The organism is Burkholderia sp. 4M9327F10 (assembly GCF_005503145.1).
Classification (GTDB): Bacteria; Pseudomonadota; Gammaproteobacteria; order Burkholderiales; family Burkholderiaceae; genus Paraburkholderia.
In genome coordinates this window covers 56,278-70,744 of record NZ_SCNV01000010.1, presented here as the reverse complement: position 1 = coordinate 70,744, position 14,467 = coordinate 56,278, and the positions used below count along the sequence as shown (strand labels likewise).

12 protein-coding genes are annotated in these 14,467 nt (G+C 63.3%); 10 read left to right on the top strand and 2 right to left on the bottom strand.

Annotated elements, in window-relative coordinates:
• The first annotated feature begins 27 nt into the window (after positions 1-27).
• The 6 genes from FFS45_RS12540 (at position 28) to FFS45_RS12515 (ending at position 9,351) form a co-directional block, all read left to right on the top strand.
• Positions 28-1,359 carry an MFS transporter gene (locus tag FFS45_RS12540; protein WP_137954966.1) on the top strand — a complete coding sequence of 444 codons (1,332 nt, stop codon included), beginning with the start codon at positions 28-30 and terminating at the stop codon, positions 1,357-1,359.
• Between the two features lie 248 nt (positions 1,360-1,607).
• A complete protein-coding gene (locus tag FFS45_RS12535) occupies positions 1,608-2,261 on the top strand; it encodes a response regulator (protein WP_171029645.1) in 654 nt (217 codons plus the stop codon).
• A 164-nt stretch (positions 2,262-2,425) separates the two neighbouring features.
• Positions 2,426-3,118, top strand: a complete 693-nt coding sequence (locus tag FFS45_RS12530; RefSeq protein WP_137954965.1) for a response regulator transcription factor — start codon at positions 2,426-2,428, stop codon at positions 3,116-3,118.
• A 108-nt stretch (positions 3,119-3,226) separates the two neighbouring features.
• Positions 3,227-3,871, top strand: coding sequence for a response regulator transcription factor (locus FFS45_RS12525; protein WP_137954964.1), 645 nt, complete (start codon positions 3,227-3,229; stop codon positions 3,869-3,871).
• A 241-nt stretch (positions 3,872-4,112) separates the two neighbouring features.
• The gene (aqpZ, locus tag FFS45_RS12520) at positions 4,113-4,859 is read left to right on the top strand and encodes an aquaporin Z (protein ID WP_137954963.1); all 747 of its coding nucleotides are present in this window, start codon (positions 4,113-4,115) and stop codon (positions 4,857-4,859) included.
• Positions 4,860-4,893: 34 nt separating this feature from the next.
• Positions 4,894-9,351, top strand: coding sequence for a transporter substrate-binding domain-containing protein (locus FFS45_RS12515; protein ID WP_137954962.1), 4,458 nt, complete (start codon positions 4,894-4,896; stop codon positions 9,349-9,351).
• Positions 9,352-9,410: 59 nt separating this feature from the next.
• On the opposite strand, the gene FFS45_RS12510 is transcribed toward FFS45_RS12515, so the two are convergent.
• Positions 9,411-9,599 carry a hypothetical protein gene (locus FFS45_RS12510; RefSeq protein ID WP_137954961.1) on the bottom strand — a complete coding sequence of 63 codons (189 nt, stop codon included), beginning with the start codon at positions 9,597-9,599 and terminating at the stop codon, positions 9,411-9,413.
• Between the two features lie 288 nt (positions 9,600-9,887).
• Here FFS45_RS12510 and FFS45_RS12505 point away from each other — a divergent pair, with 288 nt between their 5' ends.
• Together FFS45_RS12505 and FFS45_RS12500 are read left to right on the top strand one after the other, a co-directional pair.
• Positions 9,888-10,322, top strand: coding sequence for a CHRD domain-containing protein (locus FFS45_RS12505; RefSeq protein WP_137954960.1), 435 nt, complete (start codon positions 9,888-9,890; stop codon positions 10,320-10,322).
• 91 nt (positions 10,323-10,413) lie between these two features.
• Positions 10,414-11,406 (top strand): alpha/beta hydrolase, encoded by a 993-nt coding sequence (locus tag FFS45_RS12500; protein ID WP_137954959.1) that lies wholly within the window; start codon positions 10,414-10,416, stop codon positions 11,404-11,406.
• On the opposite strand, the gene FFS45_RS12495 is transcribed toward FFS45_RS12500, so the two are convergent.
• Positions 11,376-12,218: an EcsC family protein gene (locus tag FFS45_RS12495; RefSeq protein ID WP_137954958.1), complete on the bottom strand. Its 843-nt coding sequence runs from the start codon at positions 12,216-12,218 to the stop codon at positions 11,376-11,378. The two genes, FFS45_RS12500 and FFS45_RS12495, sit on opposite strands and share 31 nt — an antisense overlap.
• 139 nt (positions 12,219-12,357) lie before the next feature.
• On the opposite strand from FFS45_RS12495, the gene FFS45_RS12490 reads away from it, so the two are divergent.
• Positions 12,358-13,953, top strand: coding sequence for an MDR family MFS transporter (locus FFS45_RS12490; protein WP_137954957.1), 1,596 nt, complete (start codon positions 12,358-12,360; stop codon positions 13,951-13,953).
• A gap of 29 nt (positions 13,954-13,982) precedes the next feature.
• On the top strand, positions 13,983-14,438 hold the full coding sequence (locus FFS45_RS12485) for a MarR family transcriptional regulator (RefSeq protein WP_137954956.1): 456 nt from the start codon (positions 13,983-13,985) through the stop codon (positions 14,436-14,438).
• Positions 14,439-14,467 lie beyond the last annotated feature (29 nt).

Below are 14,467 nucleotides of genomic sequence, written 5' to 3'. Positions count from 1 at the left end.
CTCAATTTATCAATGTTGGGGGGCATCATGAGCAGCGATTCTTTGCGTGCGGCGCAAACGGACCGCATCCGCGGCGCCAATCACCGGTGGAAGGTGCTGGGGGTTGGCTTTGCCGCCAACGCCAGTTTTTCGGCGGCATTTTCGGGTATTCCGACAACCGCGGTGTTTTTGCGCTCCGGCTATCACGTCGGCAACAGTGGTCTCGGGCTGGTGCTGGGCATGCTCGGCCTCGGCATCGCGCTGAGCGAATTGCCGTGGGGGTTGCTGACCGACCGTTGGGGTGACCGGCGGGTTCTGCTGCTTGGTCTGGGCACCACCGCCGCGGCCCTCGCGGGCATGGCGCTGTTTGTCGTACCGAGCGGCGCTCATGTGCCTGGTCTTGCAGCGCTGGCGCTCGGCTTGCTGCTGGTCGGCCTGCTGGGCGGCAGCGTCAATGGTTCGAGCGGCCGCGCGGTGATGGCGTGGTTCCGCGAAGGCGAGCGTGGCCTCGCCATGAGCATCCGCCAGACCGCGGTGCCAGCCGGCGGGGGCCTCGGGGCACTGATGTTGCCGGCCCTTGCGTCGCACTTCGGTTTCGCCAGCGTCTATGGCGTGCTGGCGTTGCTATGCGCGGTGACGGCGGCGTTTGCATGGCGCTGGTTGCACGAGCCCTCGCTGCATGAACATGCCGATAGCCAGCGTAGTGTCGCCGAGACCGCCGCATCGAGTGCCAACCCCGGCCCGCTGCGTGATGCGCGCGTCTGGCGGGTCGCACTGGGCATCGGCGCGCTATGTGTGCCGCAAATCGCGGTGGTGACCTTCGCCACGGTGTTTCTGCATGACTTCACTCACGCGGGCGTCATGCTGATCAGCGCGACGATGGCGGCGGTGCAAACCGGTGCGGCGATCGCCCGGGTCTGGAGCGGGCGTTGGACTGACCGGCACGGCAACCGTCGCACGTATATGCGGGCCTGCAGCCTGCTGAGCGCGGCGCTGTTTGCCTTGCTCGCTGCCGCGGCGGCCGTGAGCGGCGCGCATCATGCGGCACTGGCGACGCTGTTCGCGGGACTCATCGTCCTCGGTGGCGTGAGCGCCTCGGCCTGGCACGGTGTGGCGTTTACCGAGCTTGCCACGCTCGCCGGTACGCGTCGCGCCGGGACCGCACTTGCGATGGGCAACACGTTTGCCTTCCTGACATTGTTCGTGACGCCGCTGACCATTCCGCTACTGCTCTCGGTCGGCTCGTGGCCGCTGGTGTGGGCTGTGGGTAGCGCGTGCGCGTTAATTGCGTTGCCGGTGTTTCCGCGCACGATCGCAACGGGCCCGCGCACTGCAGCGCGCACGCAGACGGGTGTGAACGCTAACGGTAGAAACGTGTAAGAGGTGCGCGATGAAACGTCTTTTATTCCGACAAATAAATTCGGTAATCCTTATGGTTTAAAGACGATTATCGACAAAATGATTTGATTAGGAAATCTCCGATTAAAAATTCTTTAACCAGATGATTTTATGGAGGAACCCTGCCGCACTCTTTCGAAGCCGCGAGCCGGGCCGGGCGAACGGCACGCCAGAGGGCATCGCATCGAAATGGGTAATGCGCATAGACATGCAACAATCAAGAGAACACCATGACGAACCTTCGGGTTATCCTGGCGGACGATCATCCTTTCGTTCTGCTCGGAGTGCGCGCCGCACTTCGTGCGCATCGCGACATCACGATCGTTGGTGAGGCCACGGGTCCAACGAGTCTGATCAATCTGCTGCGCAGCGTCCCCTGCGACGTACTCGTCACCGATCTGGCCATGCCCGAGGCAAACGGCGCCATGGGTGACGGCTTGCATCTCATCCGGCGAATTCGCGGCGAATGGCCGGAGCTGCGTGTGGTGGCGCTTACCGGTTTGACGAACACCGCCATTCTGAGCTCGGTCCTCTCGGACGGCGTCGTGGGCATTGTCAACAAGACCGAGGCAATGAGCGAACTGGTCGCGGCGGTTCGCTGCGCCGGAGATTGCCGTGTCCATATTGGAGAGTCCGTTCGTGAAGCGCTTGACAAACTCGGAAGGACGCCGGACGGCACGTGGCGCATACGTCGTCTGTCGCCGCGGGAGGCCGAGGTTATCGGATTGTTCGCACAGGGTAAGTCCATATCAGAAATCGCACACGTGCTAGGACGCGATGCCCGCACGGTCAGCCGGCAGAAGCGCATTGCAATGGCAAAGCTCGGCGTGACCAACGATCCCGGTTTGTATGCGTATGTCAAGGCGAATGGAGTGGTCCGGTAAATAGGTCGAACGACTAAGTAAAATTCTATTGAAGATTACGATCGACAGGTATTTCGGAGCAATCTTATGTTTGTGCCATGGCAAATGTTTGATGCTCGCCGCTGGGCCAGTTGTTCCGTCATACGGAGCGACCGGGAACCGAGAAGCCGGTGGAGCCGAGCACAATGTACGAAAGCACACATATAAGCACACCAGTTAGAGCCATCGTTGCGGACGATCATCCGCTTGTCCTGTTGGCGGTTGAAAACCTGATGTCCGGCTTTCCCAATATGGAGATAGTCGGTCGCGCTACCGATGCCGCCGAGTTGTTTGCCGAAGCCGATCGTGTCAAGTGCGATCTTGCCGTGATGGACCTGTACATGCCCGGCAATATGGAAGGCGACGGCTTCACCACCTTGAGGCAGTTTCGCCAACGCCATCCGAACGTGGCGCTGGTGGTGCTGACCATGGAGACCGATGCCAGCGCGCTACAGCGCGTGCTCGCGTTGGGAGCCGAAGCCCTGTTGAGCAAGCGTGACCGGATTGACCTGATTCATGTGGCGATTGTGAGTGCGCTGGCGCGTGAGCGGTACATCGGCCCGGCGGTTCGCACATTGATCGCCGACGCGGCTCAGGCAGAGCGGTTCGAGTTCGTGCGCGAGGTTCTGTCACCGCGCGAGCTGGAGGTGATCACACAATACGCGTCCGGCATCGGAGTGACAGAGCTCGCCGAGCGCTTCGAGCGCAGCGTCAAGACGATCAGCTCGCAGAAGTGTGCCGCCATGCGCAAGCTCGCGCTGAATAGCGACTCCGAGCTATTCAGGTTTGCTGTCGAATACGGCTTGCTGCCCCAGGGTCTTCCGCAAAGCCGGCGCTGATCCGGTACGGGCTCGCGTGCGTCATGCACGCGACACTCAGAACCCTGACTGGCCTCTCCGGGGGATGCATGACCTGCACGGAGATCCAGTCAAGCTCACCAGAACAACATGAATCCGACTATTCGAGTCATCGTGGCTGACGACCATAGCTGCGTGCGCTTTGGCGTGCGGCAGTTGCTGGAAGCCAAGGCTCACCTGTTAGTCGTCGGCGAGGCGCCGGATACACAAACGCTCGCCGAGCTGATCGACACCTGCCCTTGCGATGTCGTGGTCTCCGATATCGGCATGCCGGATATCGACGGCCTCAGCAACGCCACGCCGATCTTGCGGCGTGTCTTGCGCCACCCGCCGCATCCGCGTGTGGTGATCCTGACCATGATCTGCCATCCGCCCACCTTGTCGGGCCTGCTGAACCTGGGCGTGTCGGCCATCGTGGACAAGCGCGACGCCGTCGATGCACTGTCTGATGCGATCGCCTCCGCTGTGGCAGGACAAACCTATCTGTCGGCCAGTGTGCAGACCGCCTTTGACGAGATGGGTTCTTTCCCACACCCGCGTGCAGGAATTCTGAGTGTGCGGGAATGGGAGGTCTTCTGCCTCTATATACAGGGCATGTCGATCAGCGAGATTGCCATGCGGCTCAACCGTAGCGGCAAGACGATCAGCACGCAAAAGCGCAGTGTCATGCGCAAACTTGGAATCGAATCCGAAGCAGCGCTCATCAAATACGCCCAGCAGATGGGCCTTACCTGAATGCCTAAGAGCGCGATTTACATGAGCGATCGGACAGCTGCGCCGATTTAAGAATCGTCTGATTAGTAGGGCTGCATCGCCATTCCATACTTGCCGGCGGCGTGCGATTCATGGGTGGTTGTCACGAACCCTTCACAAAAAAACGATTCGGCATGCAAATTTTATTCAGAAATGTGCATGGCGGCGGCCCGGCGCCCAAGGCGCGCTTTCGCACCGTGTAACTCGGAGAGTGAGGGGCGCAATGATGAGCTTGAGCAAGCGGTTGGCGGTCGAGTGTGCGGGCACGGCGTGGCTGGTGTTCGTGGGCTGCGGCAGCATCGTTCTGAGTGCGGTGCTGCCGCAGCCCGGCTTTGGCGCGCTGCAGGTGGCGCTTGCCTTCGGGCTCGCCCTCACGGTTGCGACCTATTCGCTGGAACACGTGTCCGGCGCCCACTTCAATCCTATTGTGACTGTTGGGAATGCCATCGCCAACCGCTTCCCGATTCGCGACCTGGTGCCCTACATTGCCGCGCAGATTTGCGGCGCGCTGCTCGGTACCGCGCTGCTCGCCTATGTGGCGAGCGGGCGCCCGGGGTTCGATCTGGCAGCAAGCGAGTTCGGCGCCAACGGCTTCGGCGAGCATTCCCCTGCGGACTATCAGCTCCATTCCGCGCTTGTGATCGAGCTGTCCATGTCGTTTGCGCTCGTTATGGTCAATCTGCTGATGTCACGCAAAGGCGTTTCCCGCTCCGTCTCGCCTCTGGTCAAAGGCGCCTGCATGGCGTTGATCTATCTGATTGCCATGCCTGTCACGAATGCGTCGGTCAATCCCGCGCGCTCCACGGGTCCGGCGTTGTTCGTCGGCGACTGGGCGCTTGATCAGCTTTGGCTGTTCTGGGCCGCGCCGCTGGCCGGCGCCATCGCCGCGGGAGTTTTGTACGCGCACTTGTGGCCCAAGCCGTGTGCGGCGAGTGGCGGCACGGGGGAGGGGCAAGGTGGGTTCGCCTGATTTCCGCGTTCCGGCAGGATCCTGTGCAGCCGTCATGCGCCCGCCTCGCTTCGGGGTTGGGCTCGACGTAGCGCGGCGTCTTTGGTGGCTTGCCGCGGCCCTGCTTCTGCAACTCGGCACGCCGTTCGCACTGGCTGCCAATCCGCCCGGCGGCGCCGCGGCGCAGGCGAGCGCCGCGATGCCGGCGCAGCTCGTCGTTGGCACGCTCGCGAGCGGGTGGGCGCCCTTCGAGGAAGTCATCGACGGGCGTTTAACCGGTTTGAGCGCTGACTATCTACGCACCCTCGTCGGTCCCCGTGTGATCATCGTACCCAGGATCTTTCCCGATATGCCGCAACTGCTTGCGGCAGCCGCGGCCGGCCAGGTCGATCTGTTGATGAGCGTGGCGCGTACCCCGGAGCGCGAGCACAGTCTGAGTTTCACGGCGCCGTATTTTTGGGCCACTACCTCGGTGGTCGTCAGGTGGCACGACCAGACCGTGCAGGATGTCACACAGCTCGCCAATGCCCGGCTCGCCATTGAAAAAGGTTTCGCACTGGACCGCGGGCTGCGTGAGCGTTTCCCACGCGCACAGATCGAGACCTATCCGGACACCGCTTCGGCCTTGCGCGCCGTCGCACAGAGTAACGCGGACGCTTATCTGGGATTCACGCCAACCGTTCAATACGCACTCACGAACGAAGGATTCCGCGATCTGCGCATCGCCTTCGAAGAAGGCAGCCCCGGCGAACTGCGTTTCGCGGTGCCGCGCGGGCGCACCGCGCTGCGCGATCAGCTCGACCACGCGCTGGCCTCCATGTATCCGGCAGATGAAGCGGCCATCCGCGCGCGCTGGCTCGGCGCCAACTTCAAATCCCCCTCTATTTTCGCCGCACAGCGCCTCATGCTCACTCCGGCGGAGCAGGCATGGCTGCGTGCGCTGCCGCCGGTCTCTGTCGGTTTTGACAGCGGCTGGCAGCCGTTTAGCTATCTCGACAGTGCAGGACGCCCGAGCGGCATTGCCGCGGAATATCTCGACTATCTGAGCCGCTCGCTCGGCGTCCAGTTCACCCGCGCGCCGATTGCCGGTTGGCCGGCTACGGTCCGCGCCTTTCAGCATGGCGATCTGGGCGTCCTGGCCACTGCGGTGCGCGGCGATCCGCAGCTCAGGAACGCGGTGAATACGCGCCCATATGAAAGCTACCCGCTCGTTATAGTAGGACGGGAGGACGAGCCCGCTGCACGTAGCCTGAACGATTTCGCTTCGCGCCGCATTGCCGTCTCCGCCCACAGTGCGGATTCGATCCCGTTTGCGGCGTACAACATTCCTGCCGCGAATGTGAGCGTCGCGCCCACCCTCGACGAGGCGCTCAATCTGGTTGCGCGCGGCAAGGCGGATGTGCTGGTCGGCAACCTTGCCGCCGTCGATCTCGCTTTGAAGCAGCGCTACGAGGGTGAGTTGAAGATTCTTGGCACAGTCGGCGAATCCGACTCGCTGAGTTTTGCCGTGCGCTCCGATCTGGCGCCGCTCGCCGGCTTGATCGACCGTGCGCTGCAGGCCATGCCGTCGGCGGAAAAGCAGCGCATCCGGCAGAGATGGGTGACCGGCAATGGCGGCGAGCGCGGCGCCTGGAGCATGTCGGCGCTACGTTTGCTGCCATTGCTGATTGGCATCGGCGCGGTGCTGGTGGTGACGTTGCGCGCTTACCTGTTGCTGCAGCGCGAGGTGCGACTGCGCAAGCAGACCGAGCGCGAACTGGTGAGGCAACTCAATTTCCAGCAGACCATGATGGAGATGGTGCCGTATCCGCTCGTTGCGAAAGATCTGGACGGCCGCTATATCGCCATCAATCGTGCCTACGAGGAGAGTTGCGGCTTGCCCCGTGAGCAGATTCTGGGCCGCACGAGCGAGCAGGTGCAGGTCTGGGGCGTGGCGAACAGCTATAAGCTGGAGCACGCGATCCGGGAAGCGATGAGAACCGGCGAGCGCTCCCGGCTGGAACTCGAATTCGCCGGCCGCGACGGACGGACGCGGCACGGTCTGTTCTGGACCAGCGTGTGCCGTGGCACCGACGGCAAACCCCTCAGCGTGCTTGGCACCGTGGTCGACATTACAGAGATCCGGCGCGCCGAAATGCTCGCGCGCGAGAACGAGCGGCGCCTGTTCGATGTGACGAGCTCGTTGCCGGCGGTAGTGTTTCAATTGCGCCGTGGCGCGCAGGGCCGCTACTCGTTTCCCTATATTGGCGGCAATACCCAGCATTTGCTCGGCGGCGAGAGCAGTGCGCTCATGCAGATGGGCGAGATCGATTTCGAGCGGGTGTGCGCGGAAGACCGGCCACGCGTGCTGGCCGAGCTCGAGCGTTCGGCGCGCACCCAGCAGCCGATTCACATGGAGTTCCGTTCCTCGGCTCGCGATGGCGCGCGCTGGGTGCGCGCCGAACTGGTACCGCGGCGCGAGCCCTCCGGCAGCGTAGTCTGGAGCGGGTATTGGGTCGACGCGAGCGCGGAGCATGCCCGCTCCGAGGAACTGGCGCGCGCCCGCGATCTGGCTGAGGCCGCCTCGCGCGCCAAGGACGACTTCCTCGCGATGATGAGCCACGAGATCCGTACGCCGATGAACGGCGTGCTTGGACTCGTCGAGGTGCTCGAACGCACGCGCCTGAGTGCCGATCAGGGTGAAATGCTCGGCATGATTCATGAGTCCGCGGGCGCGCTGCTGCAGATTCTGGACGATCTGCTCGATTACTCGAAGATTGAGGCTGGCCGCTTGACCATCGAGGCGGAGCCGATCGACCTGCGCGAACTGGTCGACAATGCCGTGGGCCTGCTCGCCGGGCGAGCCCACGAGAAGGGCCTGAGGGTCCGCGTGGACATCGCTCCCGAAGTTGCGGCCAGTGTGCGGGGCGACAGCGTGCGCCTGCGCCAGATCCTCTTTAACCTGCTCAGCAATGCGATCAAGTTCACCTTGGCGGGCGAGGTCGACGTGCGGGTCTGCGTGGTCGGGCAGACGGAGGATAGCCAGACATTGGAGATGAGTGTCGAGGACACCGGTATCGGTATTGCGCCGGACGTTCAGGCGAGTCTGTTCGAACCGTTCGTGCAGGCCGAGTCTTCGACAACCCGGCGTTTTGGCGGAACTGGGCTCGGCCTGACCATCTGCCATAAGCTCACCACACTGATGGGTGGTGCGCTGGAGTTGCAGAGCACGCCCGGCGTGGGCACCCTCATGACCGTTCGGATCGCGATGCCCCTCGAGGCGTTGCACTACAAGGCCCGTGCCTTGCGTGGCAAGCGTGGGCTTGTCGCCGTCGCGGATCCGCGTGTTGCGCGTGCGCTGGTGCATTTCGGCCATGCGCTCGGTATCGATTTGCGCCGGGTTGCGGAGGGCGCAGCCGAGTTGAGCGATCCCGTAGCGCTCGCCAACGAGGACCTGGTATTCCTGAGCGACGGGCTGGAGATACCGGACGCTGCGCGCTCAGGTTCACGCGTGATCTACCTGACGGAAAAACCCAAACCGACCGGTTACCGCATCCTGGACGACACGGTGCGCGTCAGCATCAATCCGATTTCCTGGCGCGGCCTCGCAGCGGCCTGCGCGGCCGCGCTGACCGGTTTGTCGACGTCCGCGCCACGTGCACAGGAAATCGCGGAAGCGGGCGCTGCGCCTCCCGACCGTGAGCGCGCCATTGCGAGCGGCCGGTTGATCCTTGTGGCGGAGGACCATCCGGTCAATCAGGAATTGATCCGTCACCAGCTCACCTTGCTGGGTTTCGCGTGCGACGTGGTGAACGACGGCATGGAAGCGCTCGCGGCTCTGCGGGAATGCCGCTATGGGTGCCTGATCACCGATTGCCATATGCCGAACCTGTCCGGCTATGAACTGGCGCGCCGCGTGCGCGAAGCAGAAGCGGCGCGGGAGGGCGGGGCGGAGCATCTGCCGATTCTCGGCATTACCGCCAACACCGCTCCGGAGGATCTGCGGCAATGCCGCGACGCCGGCATGGACGATTGCCTTGTCAAGCCGACCCGTCTTGCGACCTTGCGTGAGCATCTGAACCGCTGGTTCGGCGCAGGCGGCGCGCATCCGGCCGCACTAGCCGAAGCAGTCCCTGCGGCAGGAAGCGCGCGTGCGGCCGCCGAACCGCAAGGACAGGAATCCGTTGAGCCCTTCGTGCCCGTGGACCTTGGCCATATGACGCAACTGTGGGGCAGCGAGTCGACCGTGAAGGCGCTGCTCAATTCGTTCGTGACATCCGTGCGGGACGATGTCCGGGCATTGCCACCCTTGCTCGAGCAAGCGAATGTCGCGCAGTTGCGCGAGTGGCATCACCGGGTAGCCGGCGCGGCGGGTGTGCTGAAGTATCCGCCGCTACTGGCAGCGTTGGAGGAATACCGGCGCGATATTGCCGTCAAGACACCCGAGGCGCTGCGTGCCGAGGGTCTCGCGCTGGTCAGGAAATGTGACGCCATGCTCGATGGCATCGAAGAGCAGGCCGCTTTGCTTGCATAGCGCAAAAAAAACGCGGCCGAAGCCGCGTTAAAGATTGGAGACATCCTTCGATGAAGGAGTCACTTCTCGCTAACCGAAGCATAGCGCCCAGATGCGGATTGATTGACTGCATATTGCGCAATTAAGTATTTTGAAATAGTGAAGGAAAAGTGGATATCGGCGCTGAATTGCCTTGGTGTCACAATGCCGTCATCGAAGCCTTCCTCGGTCAAATCGACCGGCCGGTGCAATAGTGTCACCGACAACATTTACTGTCGACGATGCGCGAGGTAGCGCTGCAAAAAGGTGCCATACCAAATACCGGGAACGATTCGACGGCAACGAATTTCGGCTTCTCTACTGAGACGGTAGCCGCGTAACGCTCCAAATAAATAAGTTAAGCTAACTAAAAATGAAGCAAGCCTTGTCCTCCCTTGGCGATCAGGCGACGCGGCAGAGCAGCCAGACGGCAGCGAGCGGTTTACACTAGTATGTGATGGCTCCGCGCGCAGCCTATCCGTTGGTGCGGCGGTGCACCAAGTCCGGAGAGAAAAAATATGATTGCCATTCGGAAACTGAGTGTGGGAGTGGTGTTGTGGGCGCTGGCATCGGGGATTGCCTGCGCGGACACGGTGGCCTTGAAGGCGGATCTGGAGCCGTCGAGCGAAGTGCCGCCGCGCGTGAGTCACGGGCACGGCATGTTGAACGCCACTTTCGATACGTCGACCAAGGCGCTGCAGTGGACGGTCACCTACGAGGATCTGTCCAGCCCGACCACGGCGGCTCACTTCCATGGCCCGGCACCCGTCGGGCAGAACGCGAAGATCCAGATCCCGATCGAGAAGAACGCCTTGGCCAGCCCGATCAAGGGTTCGGCCACCTTGTCGGACCAGCAGGTCCTCGACCTGATGGCTGGCCAGTGGTACTTCAATGTCCATACCGTGCAGAACCCGATGGGCGAGATTCGCGGTCAGGTGCGGCCTTCAAATTAGCCAACGTTGCGCGCTTTAGAACGGATCGTCCAGGGGTTGATTGCTGAAACCCACGTACCATGGCAGACGACCGTTCATGGAGGGGCTTCCAATGAGTTGGCAAAGTGCGCTCGCATGCTGGTATCTGCGCCGGCAATTTCGGCCGGCTACCCAAAGGACCGAGATTAACGTCGAGCGGGCACGCGCGCTCACGGCGAAGCGCGCATGGTCGCCCAAAGTGCCGGCGGGCTGGCGCTTGCGCGAGCAGTACGGCGCCGGCGAGACGCTACGCGGCGAATGGTTCGAGCCGCTCGGCGCCAAGGGTGGCAGGAGCGGCAATGGCGGCGGGAGCGCCGAGGCTGACTCCACCGTTACCCCTACCATCCTGTATCTGCACGGCGGCGGTTACTACTTCTGCTCGCCCCGTTCGCATCGCTCGCTGGTGTTCGGATTGGCGATGCGCTCACATGCCCCTGCGTTTTCGCTCGACTATCGCCTCGCCCCCGAAGCACGTTTTCCGGCGGCCCTGGATGATGCTCTCGCGGCTTACCGGCAACTGCTCGCGAGTGGCATTCCGGCGGAATCGATTGTGATTTCAGGTGATTCGGCGGGCGGCGGTCTTGCGCTCGCGACCCTCGTCGCCTTGCGCGATGCCGGCGGTGCGTTGCCGGCGGGCGCCGTGCTGTTCTCGCCATGGACCGATCTCGGCGCGAGCGGCGCATCAATCCGCACCAACGACGGCGCCGATCCGATGTTCAGCGGCCCCGCCATCGGCCGGGCCGCCAGGCTGTACCTTGGCGATACGCCTGCCACTCACCCATACGCCTCGCCGGTCTATGCCGATCTGCACGGCCTGCCGCCACTGCTGATTCAGGCCGGCAGCACCGAGGTGCTGCTGGACGATTCGCGGCGCGTGGCCGAGAACGCGCGCACCGAGGGCGTATCGGTCGACCTGCAGGTGTGGCCCAACATGCCGCACGTCTGGCAGATCTTCACGCCCTTCATCCCCGAAGCACGGCGCGCGCTCGACGAGGCCGCCAGCTTTGTGCGCAAGGTCACGAGTCCGGGCAGCGCTCAGCCGTCCAGCGCGATGTCGATGGTCTGATAGGCGGCTTTGACCGTTTCCGCTCCGTATTGCCGCTCGAGTCGCCGCACGGTGAAGTGACCGTGGGCGACCAGCTGGAAGTGGTCCATAAACACCGTGTTGACCATTGCCCCCAGCACCGCGCCGATCGCCGGAATCGACTTGGCCGCGATCTGTTCGCTCACCTGCACCGAAAAGCGCGACGCGATGGTGTTGAGCAGGCGCAGCAGCGCCGCCGACCCATGCGCGGTGAAGCCCTTGGCGGCGATTTCCGACGATGCCTTCGAGACCGCCTGCGCCAGCGCACCGCGCATGATGAAGTAGCCGTAGTCGGCGTCGTCATCGGCTTTCGAGGCGCCGCCCATGCCCAGCACGGTCAGACATTGCAGTTGCGCGTCGATTGACGAGAGGTCCTCGCCTTCACTGCGAGCAATATCGCAGATCGAGCGGAACATCAGCGTGGTCGTGACCGGTAATTCCACGGGGAGGGCGAACAGGCCGAACGCGCCGCCGGCCGCGCCGGTGGTCGCTACCGCGAACTTGTGCAGCAGGTTGCTGGGCTTGTCGGGGATCACGAGCGGCGCGTCGGGATCGTGGCGGCCCAGCGTGCACAGGGCAATCTGCAGGCACTTGCGCAACGCAAGCTGGGTCGCCTCGGTCACCTTTTCGTTGGCCATCGCCGGCATGCGCGATAGCAGCTTTTCGAGCGGTGCGCCGACGATGCTGGCAAGTTTCATCGCCAGCGCGGGGCTTTCCAGTTCGTGTTTCGCGCGTCGCAACGCGCTCAGGTCCTCGGCGGACAAGCTCTGTTCGGCGAGCGAAGTGGACTCCATAGGCCTCCCTGCGGCGGGCAAATTCTGTAGATAACCGGTTGGCGGCGCATCAGATGTGCGTCGCCGCTGTCAGTTTAGAGCGTCATAACGTGCTATGATTCCTCATCAATTGACGCGTCAACAGTTGCACCATCAAAAAATGGCTGTCCATACCGCGGCTCACCACTCGAGTGGGCAAGTTTTACCGTTCCGTGAATCGCTGATGGCGATGCTCGGCGTTTCCTTTGTGACGATGCTTGTCGCGCTCGACCAGACCGTGGTCGGCACCGCGCTGCCCACTATCGTGGCCGAGCTCAAAGGCTTCGAGCTATACGCCTGGGTCGCCACGTCCTATCTGCTGACCTCGGTCATCACCGTGCCGATCTTCGGGCGCCTCGGCGACTACTATGGGCGCAAGCCGTTCGTGATCGCCTCGATCGTGGTCTTCACCGGCGCCTCCGTGCTGTGCGGCATGGCCAACAGCATGCTGTTCCTGGTGCTGGCGCGGGGTCTGCAGGGGATCGGCGGTGGCATGCTGGTGGGCACCGCGTTCGCGTGCATTCCCGATCTGTTTCCCGATTCTGTCGTGCGCCTGCGCTGGCAGGTGCTGATGAGTTCGGCGTTCGGCATTGCCAACGCAATTGGGCCGTCGCTCGGCGGCTTCCTGACCCAGTACTATGGCTGGCGCTCGGTGTTCTACGTGAACCTGCCGGTCGGTCTGCTATCGCTGTTCTTCGTGTGGCGCTTCCTGCCGCATTTGCGGCATGTCGAGCACGAAGGCAAGATGCGCCTCGACTGGCCCGGCGCGCTGCTGATCGCGATCGCGCTCGGTTGCCTGCAACTGTTCGTCGAAATGCTGCCGAAGCACGGCGTGACGCTGAGCGCCGCCGCGTTGCTGGCCGTCAGCGTGGCATCCGCATACGGCCTGTGGAAATGGGAGCAGCGCTGCCCAACGGCGATCCTGCCTGTGGACATGTTCCGCAACCGCAGCCTCGCCGCGCTCTTCACGCTGGCGGTGCTCGGCGGCTTCACGATGTTCTCGTTGCTGTTTTACGCGCCGCTGCTGTTCCAGGGCGGCTTCGGCATGTCGCCGAAAGACGCAGGGCTGGTGATTACGCCGCTCGTCGTGTTCATCACGATTGGCAGCATTGCCAACGGGCGGATCGTATCGCGCGTGCGCAACCCGAACCTGATGCTGTACATCGGCTTCACACTGATCGCGCTGTCATGTCTTGGCGTGGTCGTGGCGACACGTGCCATGCCGCAATGGCTGCTGCTGTCGTTCATGGTGCTCGGCGGGCTCGGCCTCGGCTTCGTCATGCCGAACCTGACCATCTTCGCGCAGCAGACAGCGGGGCGCGAACACCTCGGCATCGCGACGGCGCTGCTGCAATCGCTGCGAATGATCGGCGGGATGATCGGCACGGCGCTGACCGGCACGCTCGTCACGCATATGTATGCGAGCGGCGTGCGCAGCGCGCTGGAACGCGACCAGGCGTCGCACTGGTTCACGGATATGGGCGACCCGCAAATCCTCATCAACCGTGATGCCCAGACCACGCTGCTAGGTCAGCTGGCGCATGCCGGGCACAACGGCGCGATGCTGCTGGAGTCGGCGCGCGAAGCGCTGGTCGGGGCAATCCATCTGGGTCTTGCGCTGGCGGCTATCATTGCTGTCGTGTCGATCTGGCAGACCCGGCGCGTGCCGCCCGTCAAACTTCAGCGCCAGGTCGAACCGACCATCCTCGCAGATTGATTTTCGAATACCCGCAACATCGGAACACCATGGAAGAACAGGATCGCGTCGCCATCATGCAGCAATTCGGCCGCACCTATCGGGCGTTCATGTCGGCGTTCGAAGCGCAGGTCGGCCATCCCATGCCGCGCTGGCGGATCATGCTGGCGTTGCATGACCAGGGCGGGCAGTCGTCGCAGAAGCGCCTTGTCGAGCGGCTGCGAGTGGATCCTGGCGCCTTGACGCGTCAGTTGAAAGCGCTTGAAGTGCTGGGCTGGATTTCACGCAGCATGGACGAGCGCGATAACCGCATCACCAACGTCCGGCTCACCGAAGCGGGCATGGCCGCCACACAAGCGAGCCTGCCGCGCCGCAATGCGTTCCTGCACGACACGATGGCCGGGCTGCCGGACGAGGCGCTGACGGCGCTGTCCGGGGCGTTGCAAATGCTCGAAGTGCGAATCGGCGAAGTGGCGGCGGCCGGGCAGGGGCAGGCGGCGGCCTGAGGATCGGGCGGCAGCAGGCGTTGCGCCTG

Coding starts and splice junctions, on each gene's coding strand:
- FFS45_RS12540 (WP_137954966.1), top strand. CDS start 28: ATGAGCAGCGATTCTTTGCGTGCGGCGCAAACGGACCGCATCCGCGGC.
- FFS45_RS12535 (WP_171029645.1), top strand. CDS start 1,608: ATGACGAACCTTCGGGTTATCCTGGCGGACGATCATCCTTTCGTTCTG.
- FFS45_RS12530 (WP_137954965.1), top strand. CDS start 2,426: ATGTACGAAAGCACACATATAAGCACACCAGTTAGAGCCATCGTTGCG.
- FFS45_RS12525 (WP_137954964.1), top strand. CDS start 3,227: ATGAATCCGACTATTCGAGTCATCGTGGCTGACGACCATAGCTGCGTG.
- aqpZ (WP_137954963.1), top strand. CDS start 4,113: ATGATGAGCTTGAGCAAGCGGTTGGCGGTCGAGTGTGCGGGCACGGCG.
- FFS45_RS12515 (WP_137954962.1), top strand. CDS start 4,894: ATGCGCCCGCCTCGCTTCGGGGTTGGGCTCGACGTAGCGCGGCGTCTT.
- FFS45_RS12510 (WP_137954961.1), bottom strand. CDS start 9,599: ATGTTGTCGGTGACACTATTGCACCGGCCGGTCGATTTGACCGAGGAA.
- FFS45_RS12505 (WP_137954960.1), top strand. CDS start 9,888: ATGATTGCCATTCGGAAACTGAGTGTGGGAGTGGTGTTGTGGGCGCTG.
- FFS45_RS12500 (WP_137954959.1), top strand. CDS start 10,414: ATGAGTTGGCAAAGTGCGCTCGCATGCTGGTATCTGCGCCGGCAATTT.
- FFS45_RS12495 (WP_137954958.1), bottom strand. CDS start 12,218: ATGGAGTCCACTTCGCTCGCCGAACAGAGCTTGTCCGCCGAGGACCTG.
- FFS45_RS12490 (WP_137954957.1), top strand. CDS start 12,358: ATGGCTGTCCATACCGCGGCTCACCACTCGAGTGGGCAAGTTTTACCG.
- FFS45_RS12485 (WP_137954956.1), top strand. CDS start 13,983: ATGGAAGAACAGGATCGCGTCGCCATCATGCAGCAATTCGGCCGCACC.